Source organism: Pseudomonas poae RE*1-1-14, from assembly GCF_000336465.1.
Classification (GTDB): domain Bacteria; phylum Pseudomonadota; class Gammaproteobacteria; order Pseudomonadales; family Pseudomonadaceae; genus Aquipseudomonas; species Aquipseudomonas poae.
Map to the genome: position 1 here is coordinate 149,562 of NC_020209.1, position 19,455 is coordinate 169,016.

21 protein-coding genes and 4 tRNA genes are annotated in these 19,455 nt (G+C 60.6%); 16 read left to right on the forward strand and 9 right to left on the reverse strand.

Translation table 11 applies throughout. The features are described from left to right. Window positions 1-5: 5 nt before the first annotated feature. Window positions 6-443, forward strand: a complete 438-nt coding sequence (fkpB, locus tag H045_RS00675; RefSeq protein WP_004372392.1) for an FKBP-type peptidyl-prolyl cis-trans isomerase — start codon at window positions 6-8, stop codon at window positions 441-443. 164 nt (window positions 444-607) lie between these two features. Next, window positions 608-1,555, forward strand: a complete 948-nt coding sequence (gene ispH, locus H045_RS00680; RefSeq protein ID WP_004372390.1) for a 4-hydroxy-3-methylbut-2-enyl diphosphate reductase — start codon at window positions 608-610, stop codon at window positions 1,553-1,555. Here the strand turns inward: ispH and H045_RS00685 are convergent. After that, a complete protein-coding gene (locus tag H045_RS00685; protein ID WP_004372388.1) occupies window positions 1,509-2,090 on the reverse strand; it encodes a GspH/FimT family pseudopilin in 582 nt (193 codons plus the stop codon). The genes ispH and H045_RS00685 overlap by 47 nt on opposite strands. A gap of 206 nt (window positions 2,091-2,296) precedes the next feature. Between H045_RS00685 and pilV the strand changes: the two genes are divergently transcribed. The 5 genes from pilV (at window position 2,297) to thiO (ending at window position 5,597) form a co-directional block, all read left to right on the forward strand. Next, window positions 2,297-2,770, forward strand: a complete 474-nt coding sequence (gene pilV / locus H045_RS00690) for a type IV pilus modification protein PilV (RefSeq protein WP_032870621.1) — start codon at window positions 2,297-2,299, stop codon at window positions 2,768-2,770. Next, window positions 2,767-3,474, forward strand: coding sequence for a PilW family protein (locus H045_RS00695; RefSeq protein ID WP_015371137.1), 708 nt, complete (start codon window positions 2,767-2,769; stop codon window positions 3,472-3,474). The genes pilV and H045_RS00695 overlap by 4 nt, the downstream gene beginning before the upstream one ends. Before the next feature lie 6 nt (window positions 3,475-3,480). Then, complete coding sequence (locus H045_RS00700) at window positions 3,481-4,011, forward strand: PilX N-terminal domain-containing pilus assembly protein (RefSeq protein WP_041931410.1); 531 nt, start codon at window positions 3,481-3,483, stop codon at window positions 4,009-4,011. An 11-nt stretch (window positions 4,012-4,022) separates the two neighbouring features. Next, complete coding sequence (locus H045_RS00705) at window positions 4,023-4,424, forward strand: type IV pilin protein (RefSeq protein ID WP_004372380.1); 402 nt, start codon at window positions 4,023-4,025, stop codon at window positions 4,422-4,424. Window positions 4,425-4,487: 63 nt separating this feature from the next. Further along, window positions 4,488-5,597, forward strand: a complete 1,110-nt coding sequence (thiO, locus tag H045_RS00710; protein ID WP_015371139.1) for a glycine oxidase ThiO — start codon at window positions 4,488-4,490, stop codon at window positions 5,595-5,597. Here the strand turns inward: thiO and H045_RS00715 are convergent. Both H045_RS00715 and H045_RS00720 read right to left on the reverse strand, forming a co-directional pair. Next, window positions 5,584-5,817 carry a PP0621 family protein gene (locus H045_RS00715; protein WP_004372376.1) on the reverse strand — a complete coding sequence of 78 codons (234 nt, stop codon included), beginning with the start codon at window positions 5,815-5,817 and terminating at the stop codon, window positions 5,584-5,586. The genes thiO and H045_RS00715 overlap by 14 nt on opposite strands. Window positions 5,818-5,944: 127 nt before the next feature. Then, window positions 5,945-6,970 carry an outer membrane protein assembly factor BamD gene (locus H045_RS00720; protein WP_015371140.1) on the reverse strand — a complete coding sequence of 342 codons (1,026 nt, stop codon included), beginning with the start codon at window positions 6,968-6,970 and terminating at the stop codon, window positions 5,945-5,947. Window positions 6,971-7,119: 149 nt separating this feature from the next. Here H045_RS00720 and rluD point away from each other — a divergent pair, with 149 nt between their 5' ends. From rluD to H045_RS00755, 7 genes are all read left to right on the forward strand, one after another. Beyond that, complete coding sequence (gene rluD / locus H045_RS00725) at window positions 7,120-8,082, forward strand: 23S rRNA pseudouridine(1911/1915/1917) synthase RluD (protein WP_015371141.1); 963 nt, start codon at window positions 7,120-7,122, stop codon at window positions 8,080-8,082. Continuing rightward, window positions 8,079-8,804 carry a peptidoglycan editing factor PgeF gene (gene pgeF, locus H045_RS00730; RefSeq protein WP_015371142.1) on the forward strand — a complete coding sequence of 242 codons (726 nt, stop codon included), beginning with the start codon at window positions 8,079-8,081 and terminating at the stop codon, window positions 8,802-8,804. The genes rluD and pgeF overlap by 4 nt, the downstream gene beginning before the upstream one ends. A gap of 131 nt (window positions 8,805-8,935) precedes the next feature. After that, a complete protein-coding gene (clpB, locus tag H045_RS00735) occupies window positions 8,936-11,500 on the forward strand; it encodes an ATP-dependent chaperone ClpB (RefSeq protein ID WP_015371143.1) in 2,565 nt (854 codons plus the stop codon). A gap of 296 nt (window positions 11,501-11,796) precedes the next feature. After that, window positions 11,797-11,872 (forward strand) — tRNA-Asn (locus tag H045_RS00740). 9 nt (window positions 11,873-11,881) lie between these two features. Next, window positions 11,882-11,958: transfer RNA gene (locus tag H045_RS00745), tRNA-Pro, on the forward strand. 5 nt (window positions 11,959-11,963) lie between these two features. After that, window positions 11,964-12,039, forward strand: a tRNA-Lys gene (locus H045_RS00750). A gap of 94 nt (window positions 12,040-12,133) precedes the next feature. Then, window positions 12,134-12,210, forward strand: a tRNA-Pro gene (locus tag H045_RS00755). A 190-nt stretch (window positions 12,211-12,400) separates the two neighbouring features. Here H045_RS00755 and H045_RS00760 read toward each other — a convergent pair. The 6 genes from H045_RS00760 to H045_RS00785 all read right to left on the reverse strand — a co-directional run bounded on the left by H045_RS00760 (window position 12,401) and on the right by H045_RS00785 (window position 17,423). Next, the gene (locus H045_RS00760; protein WP_015371144.1) at window positions 12,401-13,699 is read right to left on the reverse strand and encodes an NAD(P)/FAD-dependent oxidoreductase; all 1,299 of its coding nucleotides are present in this window, start codon (window positions 13,697-13,699) and stop codon (window positions 12,401-12,403) included. 150 nt (window positions 13,700-13,849) lie between these two features. Continuing rightward, window positions 13,850-14,479: a DUF1780 domain-containing protein gene (locus H045_RS00765; RefSeq protein WP_004372358.1), complete on the reverse strand. Its 630-nt coding sequence runs from the start codon at window positions 14,477-14,479 to the stop codon at window positions 13,850-13,852. A gap of 55 nt (window positions 14,480-14,534) precedes the next feature. Next, window positions 14,535-14,735, reverse strand: a complete 201-nt coding sequence (gene yacG / locus H045_RS00770; protein ID WP_004372356.1) for a DNA gyrase inhibitor YacG — start codon at window positions 14,733-14,735, stop codon at window positions 14,535-14,537. Then, window positions 14,732-15,355 (reverse strand): dephospho-CoA kinase, encoded by a 624-nt coding sequence (gene coaE, locus H045_RS00775; RefSeq protein WP_004372354.1) that lies wholly within the window; start codon window positions 15,353-15,355, stop codon window positions 14,732-14,734. The genes yacG and coaE overlap by 4 nt, the downstream gene beginning before the upstream one ends. After that, window positions 15,352-16,218 carry a prepilin peptidase gene (locus H045_RS00780; RefSeq protein ID WP_015371145.1) on the reverse strand — a complete coding sequence of 289 codons (867 nt, stop codon included), beginning with the start codon at window positions 16,216-16,218 and terminating at the stop codon, window positions 15,352-15,354. Before H045_RS00780 ends, coaE begins: the two co-directional genes overlap by 4 nt. Then, window positions 16,215-17,423 (reverse strand): type II secretion system F family protein, encoded by a 1,209-nt coding sequence (locus tag H045_RS00785; RefSeq protein ID WP_004372350.1) that lies wholly within the window; start codon window positions 17,421-17,423, stop codon window positions 16,215-16,217. The genes H045_RS00780 and H045_RS00785 overlap by 4 nt, the downstream gene beginning before the upstream one ends. A gap of 200 nt (window positions 17,424-17,623) precedes the next feature. Here H045_RS00785 and H045_RS00790 point away from each other — a divergent pair, with 200 nt between their 5' ends. Together H045_RS00790 and H045_RS00795 are read left to right on the forward strand one after the other, a co-directional pair. Further along, window positions 17,624-18,037, forward strand: a complete 414-nt coding sequence (locus H045_RS00790; protein WP_004372348.1) for a pilin — start codon at window positions 17,624-17,626, stop codon at window positions 18,035-18,037. 3 nt (window positions 18,038-18,040) lie between these two features. After that, window positions 18,041-19,450, forward strand: coding sequence for an O-antigen ligase family protein (locus H045_RS00795; protein ID WP_015371146.1), 1,410 nt, complete (start codon window positions 18,041-18,043; stop codon window positions 19,448-19,450). Window positions 19,451-19,455: the final 5 nt, after the last annotated feature.

Here is a 19,455-nt window from a genome sequence, read left to right on the forward strand (position 1 = left end):
ATGAAGTGGCTGAACAACGCATCGGCCAAAACACGCAAGTCACTTTGCATTTTGCGCTGCGCCTTGAGAATGGCGACACCGTCGACAGCACGTTTGACAAGGCCCCGGCCACCTTCAAGGTAGGCGATGGCAACTTGCTGCCGGGTTTCGAAGCGGCGCTGTTCGGCTTCAAGGCCGGCGACAAGCGCACCCTGCAGATCCTGCCGGAGAACGCCTTTGGCCAGCCTAATCCGCAAAACCTGCAGATCATTCCGCGTTCGCAGTTCCAGGACATGGACCTGTCGGAAGGTTTGCTGGTGATCTTCAATGATGCGGCAAATACCGAATTGCCCGGTGTGGTCAAAACCTTCGATGACGCGCAAGTGACCATCGACTTTAACCACCCGCTGGCCGGTAAAACCTTGACGTTTGACGTTGAAATCATCGACGTTAAAGCGCTGTAACTAAATGTGGGAGGGGGCTTGCTCCCGATAGCAGTGTGTCAGGTATGAAAAATTGACTGACCCACCGCCATCGGAAGCAAGCCCCCTCCCACCTTTGATTTCCACAGGCAGTTCGGCCAGCATCAAAACCTGACTCAAACTGACTGCAAGACACGAGGCACAGCATGCAAATCAAACTCGCCAACCCCCGTGGCTTCTGCGCCGGCGTGGACCGGGCGATCGAAATCGTCAACCGCGCCCTGGAAGTCTTCGGGCCGCCGATTTACGTGCGTCATGAAGTTGTCCACAACAAATTCGTGGTCGAAGACTTGCGCGCACGCGGTGCCATTTTTGTCGAAGAGCTCGATCAGGTGCCGGACGACGTAATCGTTATCTTCAGCGCCCACGGGGTGTCCCAGGCCGTGCGCACCGAAGCGGCGGGCCGAGGCCTTAAAGTATTCGATGCCACCTGCCCGCTGGTCACCAAGGTGCACATCGAAGTGGCGCGCTACAGTCGCGACGGCCGGGAATGCATTCTGATTGGCCATGCCGGTCACCCGGAAGTCGAAGGCACCATGGGCCAGTATGACGCCACTAACGGCGGCTCCATCTATCTGGTGGAAGACGAAAAAGACGTCGCCAGCCTGCAGGTGCACAATCCCGAGCGTTTGGCTTTCGTGACCCAGACCACGTTGTCCATGGACGACACGAGCCGTGTCATCGATGCCTTGCGCACCCGCTTTCCGGCCATTGGCGGCCCGCGCAAGGACGACATCTGCTACGCCACGCAGAACCGCCAGGATGCGGTCAAGCAACTGGCCGACGAATGCGACGTGGTGCTGGTGGTCGGCAGCCCCAACAGCTCCAACTCCAACCGCTTGCGCGAGCTGGCTGAGCGGATGGCGACACCGGCATACCTGATCGACGGTGCCGAAGACCTGCAGCGCAGCTGGTTCGACGGTGTTGAGCGCATCGGCATTACCGCTGGCGCCTCGGCTCCGGAAGTATTGGTGCGCGGCGTGATCCAGCAACTGCATGCCTGGGGTGCGACCGGTGCCGACGAGCTGGCGGGTCGTGAAGAAAACATCACGTTCTCCATGCCCAAGGAGCTGCGGGTTCGTTCGCTGCTTTGATTGCCAGGGTGCCGGAGCTACTCCGGCACAACGCCTGCTCGGCCCTGTCGCTGCGCAGGCTGATGCGTCCGCTGGGCGCCAGTACCACCTGATACAGGCTCAGCGCCAAATCCGCGTCGCACACGTGCACAGTGCCTGCACGAAACCCCCCGCCCACAAATACCGGCTCGCCCATCCCACTGAACCGCACCTGGCTTCTAACCGGACTGTTACCTGCCATCGGCACGCGTGCGCTGTCCTGGCGTACCCTCAACACTGGATTATCGTCATCCTGATAACCGCGTCCGTTTATATCCACCACCACACGCCATCCACGGCTCCAATCGTCATCCACGGCGTGAATGATTACGGGCTGATTCCGCGCGATGGCCTCAGTGCGCGCGTAGCGCATGCCGCTGGCCAGGGATTGCGCGGCCTCCTGGCGGTGCCGGGAATCCAGCAAACCTTTGAAACCTGGCACGGCCAAATGCGCCAGGATGCCGCTCATGATCAAGCCCAGTAGCAGTTCGATCAGGGTAAAGCCCCGTTGTTTCATAAGTCGTCCCTCCATGGACCGGCTAAGTATTGAAGTGGCCTGTTCAGGTATAGCGCTCAAGTCCCTGCGTTGAATGATGGCCTTCATGTCCAAAGTATTTCGCTTTGTTCCCGAAGCGGCGGGGCTGAAAAAGCGACGCTAGTCTTGGGTCGCACCGCAGGAGTTTCCTGCGTTTTTTCGGCCCTCGACATGGATAACGACGGTAAATGCCTGCCTGCCCAACCTCCTTTTGTCCCAAGTGCCAAGCGGGCATGACTCTGATCGAAGTGCTGGTGGCGATGCTCATGCTCACCGTCGGTCTGTTGGGCGCGGCGGTGGTCCAGCTCAACGCGCTCAAGTACACCGACAGCGCGCGCATGATCAGCCAGGCCAGCTTTATCGCCTATGACCTGCTCGACCGCATGCGCGCCAATGTCGGGGCTGATTACGCATGGGCACGCACCGAGTACGCGCCGCCGGCCAGTTCCAGCGCCAGCGTGCGTGACCTCGACTTGCATGATTTCGACGCCAATATCGTCGCGTTTGCCGGTGAAAGTGCCAAGGGGGCGGTCACCCTTCGCGGTAGCGAAGTAATCGTCAGTATCAGTTGGGATGACGCGCGGGGCTCGAACGTCAGTGGGGCACGGCAAACCTTCAGCCTGACCAGCCGTATCACCGGCGACGCGGATGTTGCGCCATGAATCGTGCTGATCGAGGTTTCAGTTTGGTGGAAATGCTGCTGGCGTTGGCAGTTGGCCTGCTGTTGACGCTGGGTGTCAGTCATGTGGCGATCAGTGCCCGAGCGTCCCAGGCCAGCCAGCAGGCGGCAATGCTGCTACAGGATGATGCACGCTTCGTGCTCGGCAAAATGATTCAGGACATTCGGCAGGCGGGCATGTTTGGTTGCCAGTCAAGGGCGTTTATCGCCGATGCGCCGTTGGCGTTTGATCGGCCGATCAGTTGGGCCGTAACGGGCAGCTCCAGATCGCTGACGTTGGTGACGGCCGATTTGGGAGAGGGCAACGGCCTGCCGGATTGGACGGTGCTGTCCGACTGTTCCGGCCATGCGCAAGCCTTTGCCGGAGCTCCTCCTTCGGTAGCCCCCGGGCAGATACGCTTCGCGATACGGCAATTGACCTACACCTTCGAGTCGGGCCAGTTGAAGGTCAGCACACCGGCGGCCCCGGCAAAAACGGTGTTGGTGGATAACGTGCAGGCGTTCGACTTGAGTTTTGGCGTGGCGGCTCAATCCGAGTCGCAGCATGTGTTGCGTTATGAAAAGAGCCCGGCCGACGAGTCATTGATCCGCAGCGTGCGCATTCGCCTGACACTGCAAGACCCCACCGGGCGCGTGAAAGACCAGACCTACAACGTCGTTGCGGCGTTGCGTAACCGGCTGGGGTAAGGGGATATGGCAGGTAAGCGCGCACTTCATCATCGGCAGGCGGGCATGGTGTTATTGATCAGCCTCGTGTTCCTGCTGCTGTTGTCACTGGCCGGTTTGTCGTCGATGCAGGGTGCGGTGTCCCAGCAGAAAAGCGCGGGCAGTGCATGGCATCGCAATCAATCGCTGCAACGTGCCGAAAGTGGCCTGCGATTGGGTGAGTCGAGTCTGCGTCGAACCGCTGCCGCATGGCCAGTGTGTGCATCGGTCAAGGCCTGTGCGCCACCGCAGGAGTCGTCCGCAGTGATGGGGCCAGGGACTCATCCTGTTTCAACAGTGAAGTGGATAGCCATGCCGGACGGTGTTTATGGGATCCAGTCGCTCGGGCCGGCAGAGGGCCTGCTGCATCTGCCGCCGCACACCCCGGCGGCACTGTATCGGATCACTGCGGTGGGGATCAGCGAACAGGTACGCACTGTGCTGGAGGCCATGTACGCGCAGGTGGGAGAGGGGGAGGGCACGCGGTATCGGCGGGTCCTGTGGCGACAGTTGCATTAAGGAGATCTGTAATGGGCATGGAGAACCGGGGTTTCACCCTGATCGAGTTACTGATCGCCGTGGCGATCATCGCGTTGCTGGCCGGTATTGCCTATCCCGGCTACAGCGGCCATGTAAAAAAAGCCTATCGCGCAGAAATCGTCGCGTTGCTGACAGATCAGGCGCAGCATCTGGAGCGCTTTTACAGCCGGAACGGCACCTTTATTGATGCGAGCGGCGTCAGTGATGGCAATGATCGCTATAGAATCACGGCTGCATTGGGCCTCCATGCATTCAGCCTGCTCGCGACGCCTGTCGCCGACTCGGTGATGGCGACCGATCCCTGCGCAGCGTTCGGTCTCGCCAGCACCGGGGAACGCACCAACCCGGGGGCGATGCCCGACATGTCGCGCAAGACATGCTGGGGGCAGTGATGAGCGTGCAGGAAGATTGGGCGCCGGGCGCGCCTTTCCCTTTTTTATCGGCTGGATCAAATAATGGCTAAGCAACAGCAAGTGGTGATTGTCGGCGGCGGTGTAATCGGATTGCTGACGGCGTTCAACCTTGCCACTCAAGGGCTGGCGGTGGCTCTGCTGGACCGCGCGGGTCTGGGCCAGGAGTCCTCCTGGGCGGGGGGCGGGATTGTTTCGCCGCTGTACCCGTGGCGTTACAGCCCGGCAGTCACTGCGCTGGCCCACTGGTCACAGGATTTTTATCCACAGCTGGCAGCGCAATTATTTGCCGCAACCGGCGTCGATCCGGAGGTGCACACCACCGGTTTGTACTGGCTGGACCTGGATGACGAAAACGCAGCGCTGGCCTGGGCTGCCCGCGAAGGGCGACCGTTGAGCAAAGTCGACGTTTCGGCGGCGCATGATGCGGTTCCCGTATTGGGCGGCAGTTACTCCCAGGCCATTTACATGGCAAACGTGGCCAATGTGCGCAATCCGCGCCTGGTCAAATCCCTCAAGGCTGCTTTGCTTGCCTTGCCCGGTGTGACCCTTCACGAACAGTGCGAGGTCGACGGGTTCGTTTTGGACGGTGACGCGGTGGTGGGCGTGAACACGCCGGCAGGGCCGATCCTGGGTGATCAGGTGGTGCTCGCAGCAGGTGCCTGGAGCGGGGAGCTACTGGGCAAACTGGGCTTGGCGCTGCCCGTGGAGCCGGTCAAGGGGCAGATGATTCTGTACAGATGTGCGCCTGATTTTTTATCGAGCATGGTGCTGGCCAAGGGGCGCTATGCGATTCCCCGGCGCGATGGTCACATTCTGATCGGCAGCACCCTGGAGCACGCTGGATTCGACAAGACGCCAACCCAATACGCGTTGGAAAGCCTCAAGGCCTCGGCCGAGGAATTGATACCCGTGCTGGCGGATGCCGAAGTGGTTGGCCATTGGGCTGGTTTGCGCCCAGGCTCGCCGGAGGGCATTCCTTATATCGGCGAGGTGCCGGGCTTCAAGGGGCTGTGGCTCAACTGCGGGCATTACCGCAATGGCCTGGTGCTTGCCCCGGCATCCTGCCAGTTGTTCGCTGACTTGCTGCTTGAGCGGAGGCCGATCATCGACCCCTCACCCTATGCGCCCGCAGGTCGACTCAACGCTGGATAGATTTCGGCCCCTGCTCCAGGTGCGCCTGGGTGCAATACCAGTCCTGACGAGAGCTGATGGCGCGATCCTGCGGCAAATGCACGCCGCAGTGGGCGCAGCGCACCATCAGCGCCGCGCCGGGTTCACCGGGACGTTGCTGCCGGGCCGCCGGGCTTTTGAACTTGCGCCATAACCATACCGCGGCAGCAATGACGGCAATCCAGAACAGTAGACGAACCATGATGGGCAGTTTCTCGACAGGGAATGCGGCAGTTTAGCCAAGGACGCGGCGGGCGCACAGTGCATAAATAGGCGCCCATGAAAAAGGGAGCTCATCAGAGCTCCCTTTTTGCGTTGCGTCGTACAGATCAGTCAAACACGCCGAAGGTCATGTAGCTGAACCACGAGCGGTCCTCGTTGTTGCCAAGGGCCTGTGGCTCCTGCTCCTCGATCACATCACCGTTCTCGTCATGGGGCTTGAGCTCGGAAGGAATGGCGTCCTTGGCGTCCTGGTACTGCTTGATCACGTCCTGGTTGGCGCGGGTTTCACCTGGCGGCAACGGTGGACGGGAGTCGATCAGGCCCAGAGTGTACTTGCTCAGCCACGAACGGTTGTCGGCTTCAGCCACCTGAGGCACGAACTGGCCGTCTTTCAGGCTTGGGTGATCAGGGTAGTTGAGCTTCAGGGTTTCCAGGCTGGTGTTGGCCAGCTCGTCCAGGTGCAGACGCTGGTAGGCCTCGGTCATTACCGCCAGGCCGTCACCCACCGAAGGGGTCTCCTGGAAGTTTTCCACTACATAACGGCCACGGTTGGCGGCCGCTACATAGGCCTGACGGGTCAGGTAGTAGTGGGCGACATGGATCTCGTAGGACGCCAGCAGGTTGCGCAGGTAGATCATGCGCTGCTTGGCGTCCGGCGCGTAGCGGCTGTTGGGGTAGCGGCTGGTCAGTTGGGCGAACTCGTTGTAGGAGTCGCGGGCAGCGCCGGGGTCACGCTTGGTCATGTCCAGCGGCAGGAAGCGCGCCAGCAGGCCTACGTCCTGGTCGAACGAGGTCAGACCCTTGAGGTAGTAGGCGTAGTCCACGTTCGGGTGCTGTGGATGCAGGCGGATGAAGCGCTCGGCGGCGGACTTGGCAGCTTCCGGCTCGGCGTTCTTGTAGTTCGCGTAGATGAGCTCGAGCTGCGCCTGATCGGCGTAGCGCCCGAACGGATAACGCGACTCCAGGGCCTTCAGCTTGGCTGTGGCGCTGGTGTAGCTATTATTGTCCAGGTCTTTCTGAGCTTGCTGGTACAGCTCGACTTCGCTCAGGTTTTCGTCGACGACGTCCTTTGTTGACGAGCAAGCAGCAGTCATGGCGAGGATGGCGATCAGCAGCAGGTGTTTCACTTGCATGGCGGCTTGCGTCCCTATGACGGCCGCTGTCTTGGGCGGGGCCGTCCTGTTATGATGAGCGCCCCGTTGAAAGCCTCGGGGCAAAAGACGCCGTATTTAACCACAAGCGCGCAGCCGAAACCAAAGGCTGTGCCACGCCTAGTCTGAGCATGTCCGATAAAATTGAACTTCGCGCAGAGGTGCCGTCCGAATTGGGCGGCCAACGCCTCGATCAAGTCGCCGCACAATTATTCGCTGAGCACTCGCGCTCGCGCCTTTCCGCCTGGATCAAAGACGGCCGCCTGACTGTGGATGGAGCGGTTATCCGCCCGCGAGACATAGTCCATGGTGGTGCGATTCTTGAGCTGACTGCCGAGCAGGAAGCCCAGGGAGAATGGGTCGCCCAGGACATTGAGCTGGATATTGTCTATGAAGATGACGACATCCTGGTCATCAACAAACCCGCAGGCCTGGTGGTTCACCCGGCTGCCGGGCACGCTGACGGCACCTTGCTCAATGCCCTGCTGCACCATGTGCCGGACATCGTCAACGTCCCGCGCTGCGGCATCGTGCACCGCCTGGACAAGGACACTACCGGCCTGATGGTGGTGGCCAAGACCATCCAGGCGCAGACGCAGCTTGTTACTCAATTGCAGAGCCGCAGTGTCAGCCGGATCTACGAATGCATCGTGATCGGCGTGGTGGTGGCGGGTGGCAAGATCAACGCGCCCATCGGTCGCCATGGTCAGCAACGCCAGCGCATGGCGGTGATGGAGGGCGGCAAGCAGGCCGTCAGCCACTACCGCGTGCTGGAGCGTTTCCGCTCCCACACCCATGTGCGGGTGAAGCTGGAAACCGGGCGTACCCACCAGATTCGCGTGCACATGGCCCACATCAACTTCCCGTTGGTCGGTGATCCGGCCTATGGCGGTCGCTTCCGTATCCCTCCTGCGGCGAGTCAGACCATGGTCGAATCGCTGAAAACCTTTCCGCGCCAGGCATTGCATGCGCGCTTCCTGGAGCTCGATCATCCGACGAGCGGTAAGCGGATGAGCTGGGAATCGCCACTTCCAGACGATCTGGTCTGGTTGTTGTCGCTGCTCAAGCAGGATCGCGAGGCGTTTGTCGGATGAGTGACTGGCTGATTCCTGAATGGCCTGCGCCGTCTCAGGTTAAAGCCTGCGTTACCACCCGGGCGGGCGGCGTCAGTCTGGCGCCGTTCGATAGCCTCAATCTGGGCGATCATGTCGACGACGATCTTGACGCCGTGCTGGAAAATCGCCGTCGCCTTACCCACGCCTTTGCTATCGAGCCGGCCTGGTTGCGCCAGGTCCATGGGGTCAATGTGGTCAAGGCAGACCCGGGCCGCATTGTCGAAGCTGATGGCAGTTGGACCAGTACGCCGGGTATCGCCTGCACGGCCATGACCGCCGACTGCTTGCCGGCATTGTTCTGTAATCGCGCGGGCACCCGTGTTGCGGCGGCCCATGCTGGCTGGCGTGGCCTGGCGGCTGGGGTACTGGAAGCTGCGGTCGAAAGCCTGGCTGCCGAACCTGACGACGTATTGGTCTGGCTCGGTCCGGCAATCGGCCCGCAAGCCTTTGAAGTCGGTCCGGAAGTGCGTGAAGCCTTCATGCAGCAACTGCCTGTCACCGAACGAGCCTTTGTACCCAGTCGCAATTCCGGCAAGTTCATGGCCGACATCTACCAGCTGGCCCGCCTGCGCCTCGCTGCGCGTGGCGTAACAGCGGTCTACGGTGGCGGTTTTTGCACGGTGACCGACCCGCGTTTCTTCTCTTACCGCCGCAGCCCTCGCACCGGTCGGTTCGCCTCCCTTATCTGGCTTGAACGCTAGACTCTCCTGATCCACGTCAGGTGTTGCCTGCTTGAATCTTCCAGAATCCACCCCATCTATAAGGGCATCTGGCAGGTTTCTTCATTCAGGATGTGGTTACAGCTCCGGCCTGCTCAAAAGGAAGGTGACTAATGCGTATTGATCGTTTAACCAGCAAATTACAGTTGGCTTTGTCGGACTCCCAATCCCTGGCGGTCGGCCTCGACCATCCGGCAATCGAGCCTGCACATTTGATGCAGGCGCTCCTGGAGCAACAAGGGGGTTCCATCAAGCCCTTGTTGATGCAGGTAGGCTTTGACGTCAATAGCCTGCGCAAGGAGTTGAGCAAAGAGCTCGACCAACTGCCGAAAATCCAGAATCCCACTGGCGACGTGAATATGTCCCAGGACCTGGCGCGCCTCCTCAATCAGGCTGATCGCCTGGCCCAGCAGAAAGGCGACCAGTTCATCTCCAGCGAGCTGGTGCTGCTCGCCGCCATGGACGAGAACAGCAAGCTCGGCAAGTTGTTGCTGGGCCAGGGCGTGAGCAAGAAAGCGCTGGAAAACGCCATCAACAACCTGCGTGGCGGCGATGCGGTCAACGACCCCAATCATGAGGAGTCGCGTCAGGCTCTGGACAAATACACCGTCGACCTCACCAAGCGCGCCGAAGAGGGCAAGCTCGACCCGGTGATCGGCCGTGACGATGAGATCCGTCGCACCATTCAGGTGTTGCAACGCCGCACCAAGAACAACCCGGTGCTGATCGGTGAGCCTGGCGTGGGTAAAACCGCGATCGCCGAAGGTCTGGCCCAGCGCATCATCAATGGTGAGGTGCCAGACGGTCTCAAGGGCAAGCGGCTGTTGTCGCTGGATATGGGTTCGCTGATTGCTGGCGCCAAGTTCCGCGGTGAGTTCGAGGAACGCCTGAAATCCCTGCTCAATGAACTGTCGAAGCAGGAAGGGCAGATCATTCTGTTTATCGATGAGCTGCACACCATGGTCGGCGCCGGCAAAGGCGAAGGCTCCATGGACGCCGGCAACATGCTCAAGCCGGCGTTGGCGCGCGGTGAGTTGCACTGCGTCGGGGCCACCACGCTCAACGAATACCGCCAGTACATTGAAAAGGACGCGGCCCTTGAGCGGCGCTTCCAGAAAGTGCTGGTAGAGGAACCGAGCGAAGAAGACACCATCGCGATCCTGCGTGGACTTAAAGAGCGTTACGAGGTGCACCACAAGGTGGCGATCACCGATGGCGCGATCATTGCGGCGGCCAAGTTGAGCCATCGTTATATCACCGACCGGCAGTTGCCGGACAAGGCCATCGACCTGATCGACGAAGCGGCCAGCCGCATTCGCATGGAGATCGACTCCAAGCCGGAAGTGCTCGACCGTCTGGACCGGCGCCTGATTCAACTGAAAGTCGAATCCCAGGCCCTGAAGAAAGAGGAAGACGACGCGGCGAAGAAACGCCTGGAAAAACTCCAGGAAGAAATCCAGCGCCTGGAGCGCGAGTATTCGGACCTCGAGGAAATCTGGACCTCGGAAAAAGCCGAGGTGCAGGGCTCTGCGCAGATCCAGCAAAAGATCGAACAATCCCGCCAGGAACTGGAAGCCGCGCGCCGCAAAGGCGACCTTAACCGCATGGCCGAGTTGCAGTATGGGGTGATCCCGGACCTGGAGCGCAGCCTGCAGATGGTCGACCAACATGGCAAGGCCGAGAACCAGTTGCTGCGCAGCAAGGTGACCGAGGAAGAAATCGCCGAAGTCGTCTCGAAGTGGACCGGTATCCCGGTATCGAAAATGCTCGAAGGCGAGCGCGACAAGTTGCTGAAGATGGAGTCCCAGCTGCACCAGCGCGTCATTGGCCAGGACGAGGCGGTGGTGGCGGTCTCCAACGCGGTGCGGCGGTCGCGCGCGGGGTTGTCCGATCCTAACCGTCCGAGCGGCTCGTTCATGTTCCTGGGCCCCACCGGTGTGGGGAAGACCGAGCTGTGCAAGGCACTGGCGGAGTTCCTGTTCGATACCGAAGAGGCCATGGTGCGCATCGACATGTCCGAGTTCATGGAGAAGCATTCGGTGGCGCGCCTGATCGGCGCACCGCCAGGCTACGTGGGCTATGAGGAGGGTGGTTACCTGACCGAAGCCGTGCGGCGCAAGCCTTACTCGGTGATCCTGCTGGATGAGGTGGAGAAGGCGCACCCGGATGTGTTCAACATCCTGCTGCAGGTGCTCGAAGACGGCCGCCTGACCGACAGTCACGGGCGTACCGTGGACTTTCGCAACACGGTGATCGTGATGACCTCCAACCTGGGCTCGGCGCAGATCCAGGAATTGGTGGGTGATCGCGAAGCCCAGCGTGCGGCGGTCATGGATGCTCTGACCACGCACTTCCGCCCGGAATTTATCAACCGGGTCGATGAAGTGGTGATCTTCGAGCCATTGGCGCGGGATCAGATCGCCGGCATTACCGAGATCCAGTTGGGTCGCCTGCGTGGGCGTCTGGCCGAGCGTGAACTGTCGCTGCAACTGAGCCGAGAGGCGTTGGACAAGCTGATCGCGGTCGGTTACGACCCGGTGTATGGTGCGCGGCCGCTCAAACGTGCCATCCAGCGCTGGATCGAGAACCCGCTGGCGCAGTTGATCCTGTCGGGCAGTTTCATGCCCGGCACCAGCGTCGAGGCAACGGTGGAGAACGACGAAATCGTTTTCCATTAAGGCCGGCCCGTACGCAAATAAAGAAAGGCTCCGCATTGCGGGGCCTTTTTTTTCGATAGGGCGTTGAACTGTAAGGCAAAGGCTTGTAAAGTGCGCCCCGCAGCAATGTCAGCCCACGGATTTCTTCCCCCCAGGAAGAAATCAGAAAGAAGCGCAAATCCTTGTCTTGAAAGCAATTTAAAGGGTTGACAGAGGTTTTTAAGATTGTAGAATAGCGCGCCTCAGAGGCACTAACGTAGCGATACGGGCAGGGCTGAAGAGGAAGTTACATCGCAGTAAAATTTGAAATATGCAGTTCCGTGATAGCTCAGTCGGTAGAGCAAATGACTGTTAATCATTGGGTCCCAGGTTCGAGTCCTGGTCACGGAGCCAATTTCAAACCGGGGTATAGCGCAGTCCGGTAGCGCGCCTGCTTTGGGAGCAGGATGTCGGGAGTTCGAATCCCCCTACCCCGACCATATTTGGGTCGTTAGCTCAGTTGGTAGAGCAGTTGGCTTTTAACCAATTGGTCGTAGGTTCGAATCCCACACGACCCACCATTTTTGAGACCAGTTAGCGCTGGAATCGAATCTTAAGATCAGAGGCCAAAAGCGCTGATCGAAGAAGGCGACTGAAAGGTCGCCTTTTTTTTACCGGGGTATAGCGCAGTCCGGTAGCGCGCCTGCTTTGGGAGCAGGATGTCAGGAGTTCGAATCCCCTTACCCCGACCATATTAAAAGTCCTCGTATCGAAAGATACGGGGATTTTTTTTGTGCGCGCGAATCCTGAGCTCACCGCAAAGCACATGTGGGAGCGGGCTTGCCCGCGAATGCGGTGGTTCAGTCACAGCTGTACTGACTGACACAGCGCATACGCGAGCAAGCCCGCTTATGCACTCAGGTCTCCTTCAAGACTTGGTTATTAATGCAATTTAAGACGCGGCTCCGTACCCCGCCCAATCTTGCTGCCCAACATCAACATCGCCGTACGAAAGAACCCATACAGCGCCACCTGGTGCATGCGGTACAGCGACACATAGAACATGCGCGCCAGCCAGCCTTCCAGCATCACGCTGCCGGTCAGGTTGCCCATCAAGTTGCCCACCGCCGAGAACCGCGACAGCGAGATCAGCGAACCGTAGTCGGTGTATGTGTAGTGGGGCAGGTCCTTGCCGTCGATCCGCAGCTTCAGTGATTTCGCCAGCAAGGACGCCTGCTGGTGAGCCGCCTGCGCACGCGGCGGCACGTTGCGATCGGTGCCCGGTTGCGGGCAGGCGGCGCAGTCACCGAAGGCGAAGATGTTTTCATCATGTGTGGTCTGCAGGGTTGGCAGCACTTGCAACTGATTGATGCGGTTGGTCTCCAGCCCGTCAATCTCCTTGAGAAAGGCCGGTGCGCGAATGCCAGCCGCCCACACCTTGAGGCTCGCAGGAATTGCCTGGCCGCTGCTGGTGATCAGTGCGTCAGCGGTCACTTCGCTTACCGCTGCATTGGTCAGTACCGTCACGCCGAGCTTCTCCAGGGTTTTATGCACAGGTGCGCCGATGCGTTCCGGCAGCGCCGGCAATACCCGCGGTCCGGCTTCGATCAGGGTGATGTGCATGTTTTCCGGCTTGATCCGGTCCAGGCCATAGGCGGCCAGTTCGTGGGCGGCGTTATGCAGCTCGGCCGCCAGCTCCACCCCGGTGGCACCGGCGCCGACGATGGCGACGCTGATTTGCTCAACGGCATCGGTCTGCCCGGCATGGGCGCGCAGGTAGTGATTGAGCAACTGTTGGTGAAAGCGCTCGGCCTGTTTGCGTGTGTCTAGGAACAGGCAGTGTTGCGCTGCGCCTTCGGTGCCGAAATCGTTGGTGGTGCTGCCGACTGCAATCACCAGGCTGTCATAACCCAGCACGCGTGCCGGCACCAGCTCACGACCTTCTTCGTCGAGGGTGGCGGCCAGCTGGATTTTTTTCTGCTCACGGTCGAGGCCGCTCATGCGGCCCAGTTGGAACTCGAAGTGATTCCATTTGGCCTGGGCGACGTAATTGAGTTCGTCTTCCGAAGAGTTCAGCGAGCCGGCCGCGACTTCGTGCAGCAGCGGTTTCCAGATATGGGTCAGGTTGGTATCCACCAGGGTGATGCTGGCGGTGCCGCGCTTGCCTAGCGTCTTGCCCAGGCGGGTCGCCAACTCAAGGCCGCCGGCGCCGCCGCCGACGATGATAATACGATGGGTCATGGGGATATCTCGCAAGGCTAAAGGAAATCGGAGCAGTTACCCTCGCGAGCGCCAGGCAGCTCATAGCGTCAGGTAACTCAAAAAGGCAGATGGGCATACAAGCCTCGTCTGGTAGACGTTGCAAATGGGCGCCACGTTACAGGCGCGGTTTCAGAGGCTGATGCCCACATCGAACACTATGCTGCGCCCCAGATTGTTGCGCAAGAAATCCGGGGCATCTGGGTGGGCGAACAGCACGCGGGCAAATGTCGGCCCCACCAGCGACAGTGAGCGCCAGCCCTGACGCAGGTATTCGGTTGGCGGAGGAAAGTGGCTGTTGAGGTCCAGCACTTCGCGTTTGAGGCTGGTGAACGCGACAATATCCAGCTCGCCCAGGTCCATGCCGCGCTCTTTATAGTTAAGCGCTTTTTTGCGCAGTGTCGGCGCCAGCCGCAGCAGGAACTCATGGGCGGGAATGCGTCGCGGCTTGGCCTCGCGCCGCACCAATTGGCTGAGGGAAAACGCACTGCGCCGGCGCAGTACTTCATCGCGCCACTCATCATTAAGGCGCCGTCCCTGATCGAGCACGAAGAACACCTCGAAACTGGCGTCACGAAACAGCACATCCGGAGGCTCCTGCCCGGCGGCGTGAAACTCTTCGGCACGGAAGGGCACGTTCAGGCCTTGCAGCAGGCGCTGGCAGACCCAACGCTCACGCTCCCATTTGCGTGCATTGGACAGAAAAGCATTGGCTTGTTCGGCCGCCACGGTGAGCAGGCGCAAATAATCTGAGTCGTCCATACCTGCAGCTTAGCGTTCAAACGATGACCGCAGGAAGTCCCACTTTTATGCGACCTCAATGGCGCGGCGTCAGATCCTCGGAGAACAGCTCGTCTTCGGCATCTGGCGCCACCGGAATCTTGTGTTCTTCTGCAGCCCAGGCGCCCAGGTCGATGAGTTTGCAGCGGTCCGAGCAGAACGGCCGGTTGAGGTTGGTCGCTTTCCATTCCACGGGGGCGCCGCAGGTTGGGCAGTCGACGGTCAAGGGTTGGCTCATGATCGGCCTCCACGCAAAGTAAGGTAAAAGTGGTGCAGTCGCTCGACTTCGCCGTGCAACCAGGCGAGGTCCTGGTCATTGACCAGCACGTCATCGGCATGGTTCAGGCGGTCTTCGCGGCTGGACTGGGCCTTGAGAATTGCCTGCACCTGTTGTTCGCTGATGCCGTCGCGCTGCAGGGTACGCTGAATCTGCAGCGATTGCGGCACGTCGATCACCAGGATGCGCTGAGTCATGCTGTACTGCCCGGATTCGATCAACAGCGGCGACACCAGAATGGCGTAGGGCGACTGCGCACGCGCCAGGTGGCTGCGGATTTCCTCGGCGATCAGCGGGTGCAGCAGGGCCTCCAGCCAGAGGCGTTGCTCGGGAACCTCAAAGATCAGCTTGCGCAATGCCGCACGGTCCAGCTTGCCGTCCGGCATCAACACGCCGGCACCAAAGTGTTCGGCGATGCGTGCCAGCGCCGGTCGGCCTGGCTCGACCACCCAGCGGGCGGCGTGGTCGGCGTCGACCAGGTCGATGCCCAGGTCGATAAAGTGTTGGGCCGCCGCGCTTTTACCGCTGCCGATGCCGCCGGTGAGGCCGAGAATCCAGGGTGTTGCGACAGAAGGGGTCATCTGAAACCGACGAACTGCAAATAGAAGTCGGTTATTTGACCACCCCAGAGCAGCGCAATCCAGCCGGCAATTGCCAGATACGGACCAAAAGGTATCGGCGTGGAGACCTGTGTGTTCTTCAGGCGCATCAGGATCAGCCCCGCAGCCACGCCCAGCAGCGATGAAAGCAACAGCGTCATCGGCAGGATCTGCCAGCCGCCCCAGGCGCCGAGCAGTGCCAACAGCTTGAAGTCGCCGTAGCCCATGCCGTCCTTGCCGGTTGCCAGTTTGAACAGCCAGAACAGCGTCCACAGGCTCATATAGCCAAACACCGCACCCCAGAATGCCTCGGGCAGTGTCACCAGCAGGTCGAAGCTGTTGCCGATCAGTCCCAGCCACAGCAGCGGCAGCACCAGCACGTCCGGGAGCAATTGATGATCCATATCGATCAGGCTCACAGCCAGCAGTCCCCAGCTCAACACCATCACGGCGCCTGCCTGCCAACCGAAACCGAAATGCCACGCGACCATGGCCGAGAGCGCGGCGCATGCCAGCTCGGTAAACGGATAGCGCGCACTGATCGGGTGGCTACAGCGGGCGCAGCGCCCCCTGAGCATCAGGTAGCTCAGCAGCGGAATATTTTCCCAGGGCCGAATCGGATGATCGCAGTGAGGACAGCAGGAGTTAGGGTGCATCAGGTTGTACGTCGGCCCGGCCGGTTCGGCGGGCATGCCAAGCATCTCGCGGGACTGCTCGCGCCAGTCTCGTTCGAGCATCGTTGGCAGGCGCCACACCAGCACATTGAGAAAACTGCCGACGACAAGGCCGAGTACCGCCGCCATGGCGACAAAGGCCCAGTGCTGCTCAGTCATCAGCAGGTTCAAAACGCGGTACCCAGCTGGAACACCGGCAGGTACATGGCGATCACCAGCGCCCCGACGATGCCGCCCAGCACTACCATGATCAACGGCTCCATCAAGCTGGTGAGGTTGTCCACCTGGTTATCCACATCTGATTCGTAGTGGCTCGCCACCTTTTCGAGCATGTGGTCCAGGGTGCCGGACTCTTCGCCGATGGCAGTCATCTGGATTGCCATACGCGGGAACAGCCCGCTGCTCGCCATGGACTGATGAAGTGGCATGCCCGTGGATACATCGTGACGCATATGCTCTATCGCCTGTTTGAACAACCCGTTACCCACCGCGCCAGCCACTGACTCCAAGGCTTGTACCAACGGCACACCGGCGGCGAAGGTGGTTGAAAGCGTGCGGGCATAGCGGGCGACTGCGGATTTTTTCAGCAGTGTACCTGCCAGGGGAAGCTTCAACACACCGGCATCCAGCCGATGACGAAATCCAGATGAGCTAAGGCAGGCGTGGCGCACCCCGAAAAAAACCGTCGCCAGCCCCAGCGCAATGAGCCACCAGGCCTGCTGCATGAACGCCGACAACGCGATGATCAGCAAGGTAAAGCCAGGCAGCGTGCCGTCGACCCCGGCGAACAACTGCTCGAACTGTGGCACCACGTGGATCAGCAGCACGCTGCACACGACGCTGGCGACTACGATAACCGCGATGGGGTAGGTCATCGCCTTCCTGATCCTGGCCTTGAGTTGCTCAGTCTTTTCCTGATGGACGGCCACGCGCTCCAGCAGCGTTTCCAGTGCGCCAGCCTGCTCGCCCGCCGCTATCAGGTTGCAGTACAAGTCATCGAAGTGGCGTGGCTGTTTACGCAATGCCTGCGCCAGGCTGTTACCGGCGGCAACCTGCTGTTTCAAACCCTTGACCAGTGCCTGCATCTGCCGATTTTCAAAACCTTCGCTGATGATGTCGAAGGCTTGTAACAGCGCTATCCCGGCCTTGAGCAGCGTGGCCAGCTGGCGGGTAAAAAGCGCTATGTCCGATGGTTTGATCGGCTGGGTGAGGCCAGGCAGCCCTGGATACCTTTTACGCACACGGCCAGGGCTGATTCCCTGCTGGCGCAGTTGTGCCTTGACCAGCGCAGGGTTGTGCGCCGTGGTCTGCCCCGACACTCTGCGCCCTTTGCGATTGATGCCTTCCCAGTCGTACGTCGTTGAAGCGTTGTTCATGTCACGGTTCCGCACTCACGTCGTTGAAGACTTCCAGCTTAGTCACAGGAATGACGCTGGCAGGCTCGCTCCGGGGGCAAAATGTCAGAATGTGCGACCAAGGCGCGATTGAGCGCCTGCGGATGAGTACACTGGCGCCGTTGCAAACTACGGGGCGCAGGACGCGCCTTGTCATGGTTCTATTCTGGAGAGTGAATGTGATGCGTCAAAAAGGCTTTACCTTGATCGAATTGCTCATCGTCGTGGCAATTATCGGCATTCTGGCCACCATCGGCCTGCCCATGTACACCACGCACCAGGCCAAGGCCAAATTCACGGCCGGGCTGGCTGAAATCAGCGCGTTGAAGGCCGGTTACGAAGACACCCTGAACCAGGGGACCGTACCCACCGTCGCCTTGATCGGCGGCACCAGCCCCACCGCCAACTGCAGGATCGACGTGACAGGCGACGTTGCCACCGGCATCGGCTCCATCAGTTGCGAAATACTCGACGCCCCGGCGCCGGTGCTTGGCAAAAGCATTACCCTGACACGCAACGCCACCGAAGGCTGGAAGTGTGTCACCACCGCCGAGGCGAAATACGTCGCCAAAGGGTGTGGCGTCACAGGGGCATAAAGCGTGTTGTTAACCCGCATTCAGCGCGACAATCTGTTTCTGATCGCCACAGCGTGCCTGCTGGCGCTCGGCATCTGTGCGCCGTTCAGCGGGCATGACCTGCAACGGGGGACACAGATCTGCCTGGGGCTGTGCGCGGTGCTGTACGGGTTGTCGGTCTCTTCGCGCGAGGGGTCGGTGAATCGGCCTGCCGCCGCAGGCCTGGCACTGATTATGGTACTGGGCCTGGTATCTTCGGTGCTTGCGCATCAGCCCCTGTGGGCACTCACTGAAATGGCGCTGTTCATTTGCAGTGCGGCGATTGCGCTGGCGGTTACCTCGCTCAGGCGCCACGGCGGTGAATCGATCGATAGCGCGCTGATGTTGATCGTGCTGATGTTATGCGTGATCAAGTCCGTTCAGTACGGGTACGCGTTGATACTCGCGTTCGGCAGTGGCCAGCGCCTGCTCAACCTTGACCTGCTGCTGTCCGGATTTTCCAACAAGCGCTTCTACGGTCAATTCCAGACCTTCACCCTGCCATTGCTGGCACTGTCCCTGCTGATCCCCAAGGTCTCCCGTCCCGCACGCGCGGCCGCGCTGGTGTTGTTGTGCGTCTGGTGGTTGATTGCAATCAGCGGCGGCACCCGTGGTACATGGCTTGGCATGGCGGTGGCGGCGGCTGTGCTGGTGTGGCTTGGCCCCTCGGGGCGGCGCTGGGTGGCCTGGCAACTGGCGGGTGTTTGCGGTGGCCTGTTGCTTTACGGCTGCTTGTTCATGCTGCTGGCGCACCATTCTGGCAACGAGATTGTCAGTGCCGCCGGTGAGCGTCTCACCACGTCGCTGTCGGGTCGCGGCCCGATCTGGTGGCAGGGCTGGCAGATGATTGCCGAGCGCCCATGGTTGGGCTTCGGGCCCATGCATTTCGCCGATGTGGCCAATCCCATCGCCGCCCACCCTCACCAGGCCGTGCTGCAATGGGCCAGTGAGTGGGGCGTGCCGTCGGCACTGTGCGTGGCGGTTCTGGCAGGCTGGGGCGGCTGGGCCACCGTTGGACTGATCCGTGAGCGTGCCATGGTTGCCACGCGGGCCGATCTTCTGCGCTTATGCCTGTTTGCGGCGCTGGTCGGCGCACTGACGCAGTCCATGGTCGATGGCGTGATCGTGATGCCCAACTCGCAGGTTTGGCTGGCGTTGGTGGTGGGCTGGTTGATGGCGTTGCATGTGCGGCGAGCCCCTGAGCCGCCTGCTCTGCCGCTCGCTGCTGGCGCTTGGAGGATGACAAGTGTGCTCGCCGTGGGGCTGTTGGTGTATGTGGTAATCCGCGACGTTCCGCATCTGGAACACGCCCGGCAGGCCTATCTGGACGGGCGGGGCGATCACCTGCAGCCGCGCTTCTGGGCCCAGGGCGTGATAGCCCTGCCAAGGCCCTGAGCCGG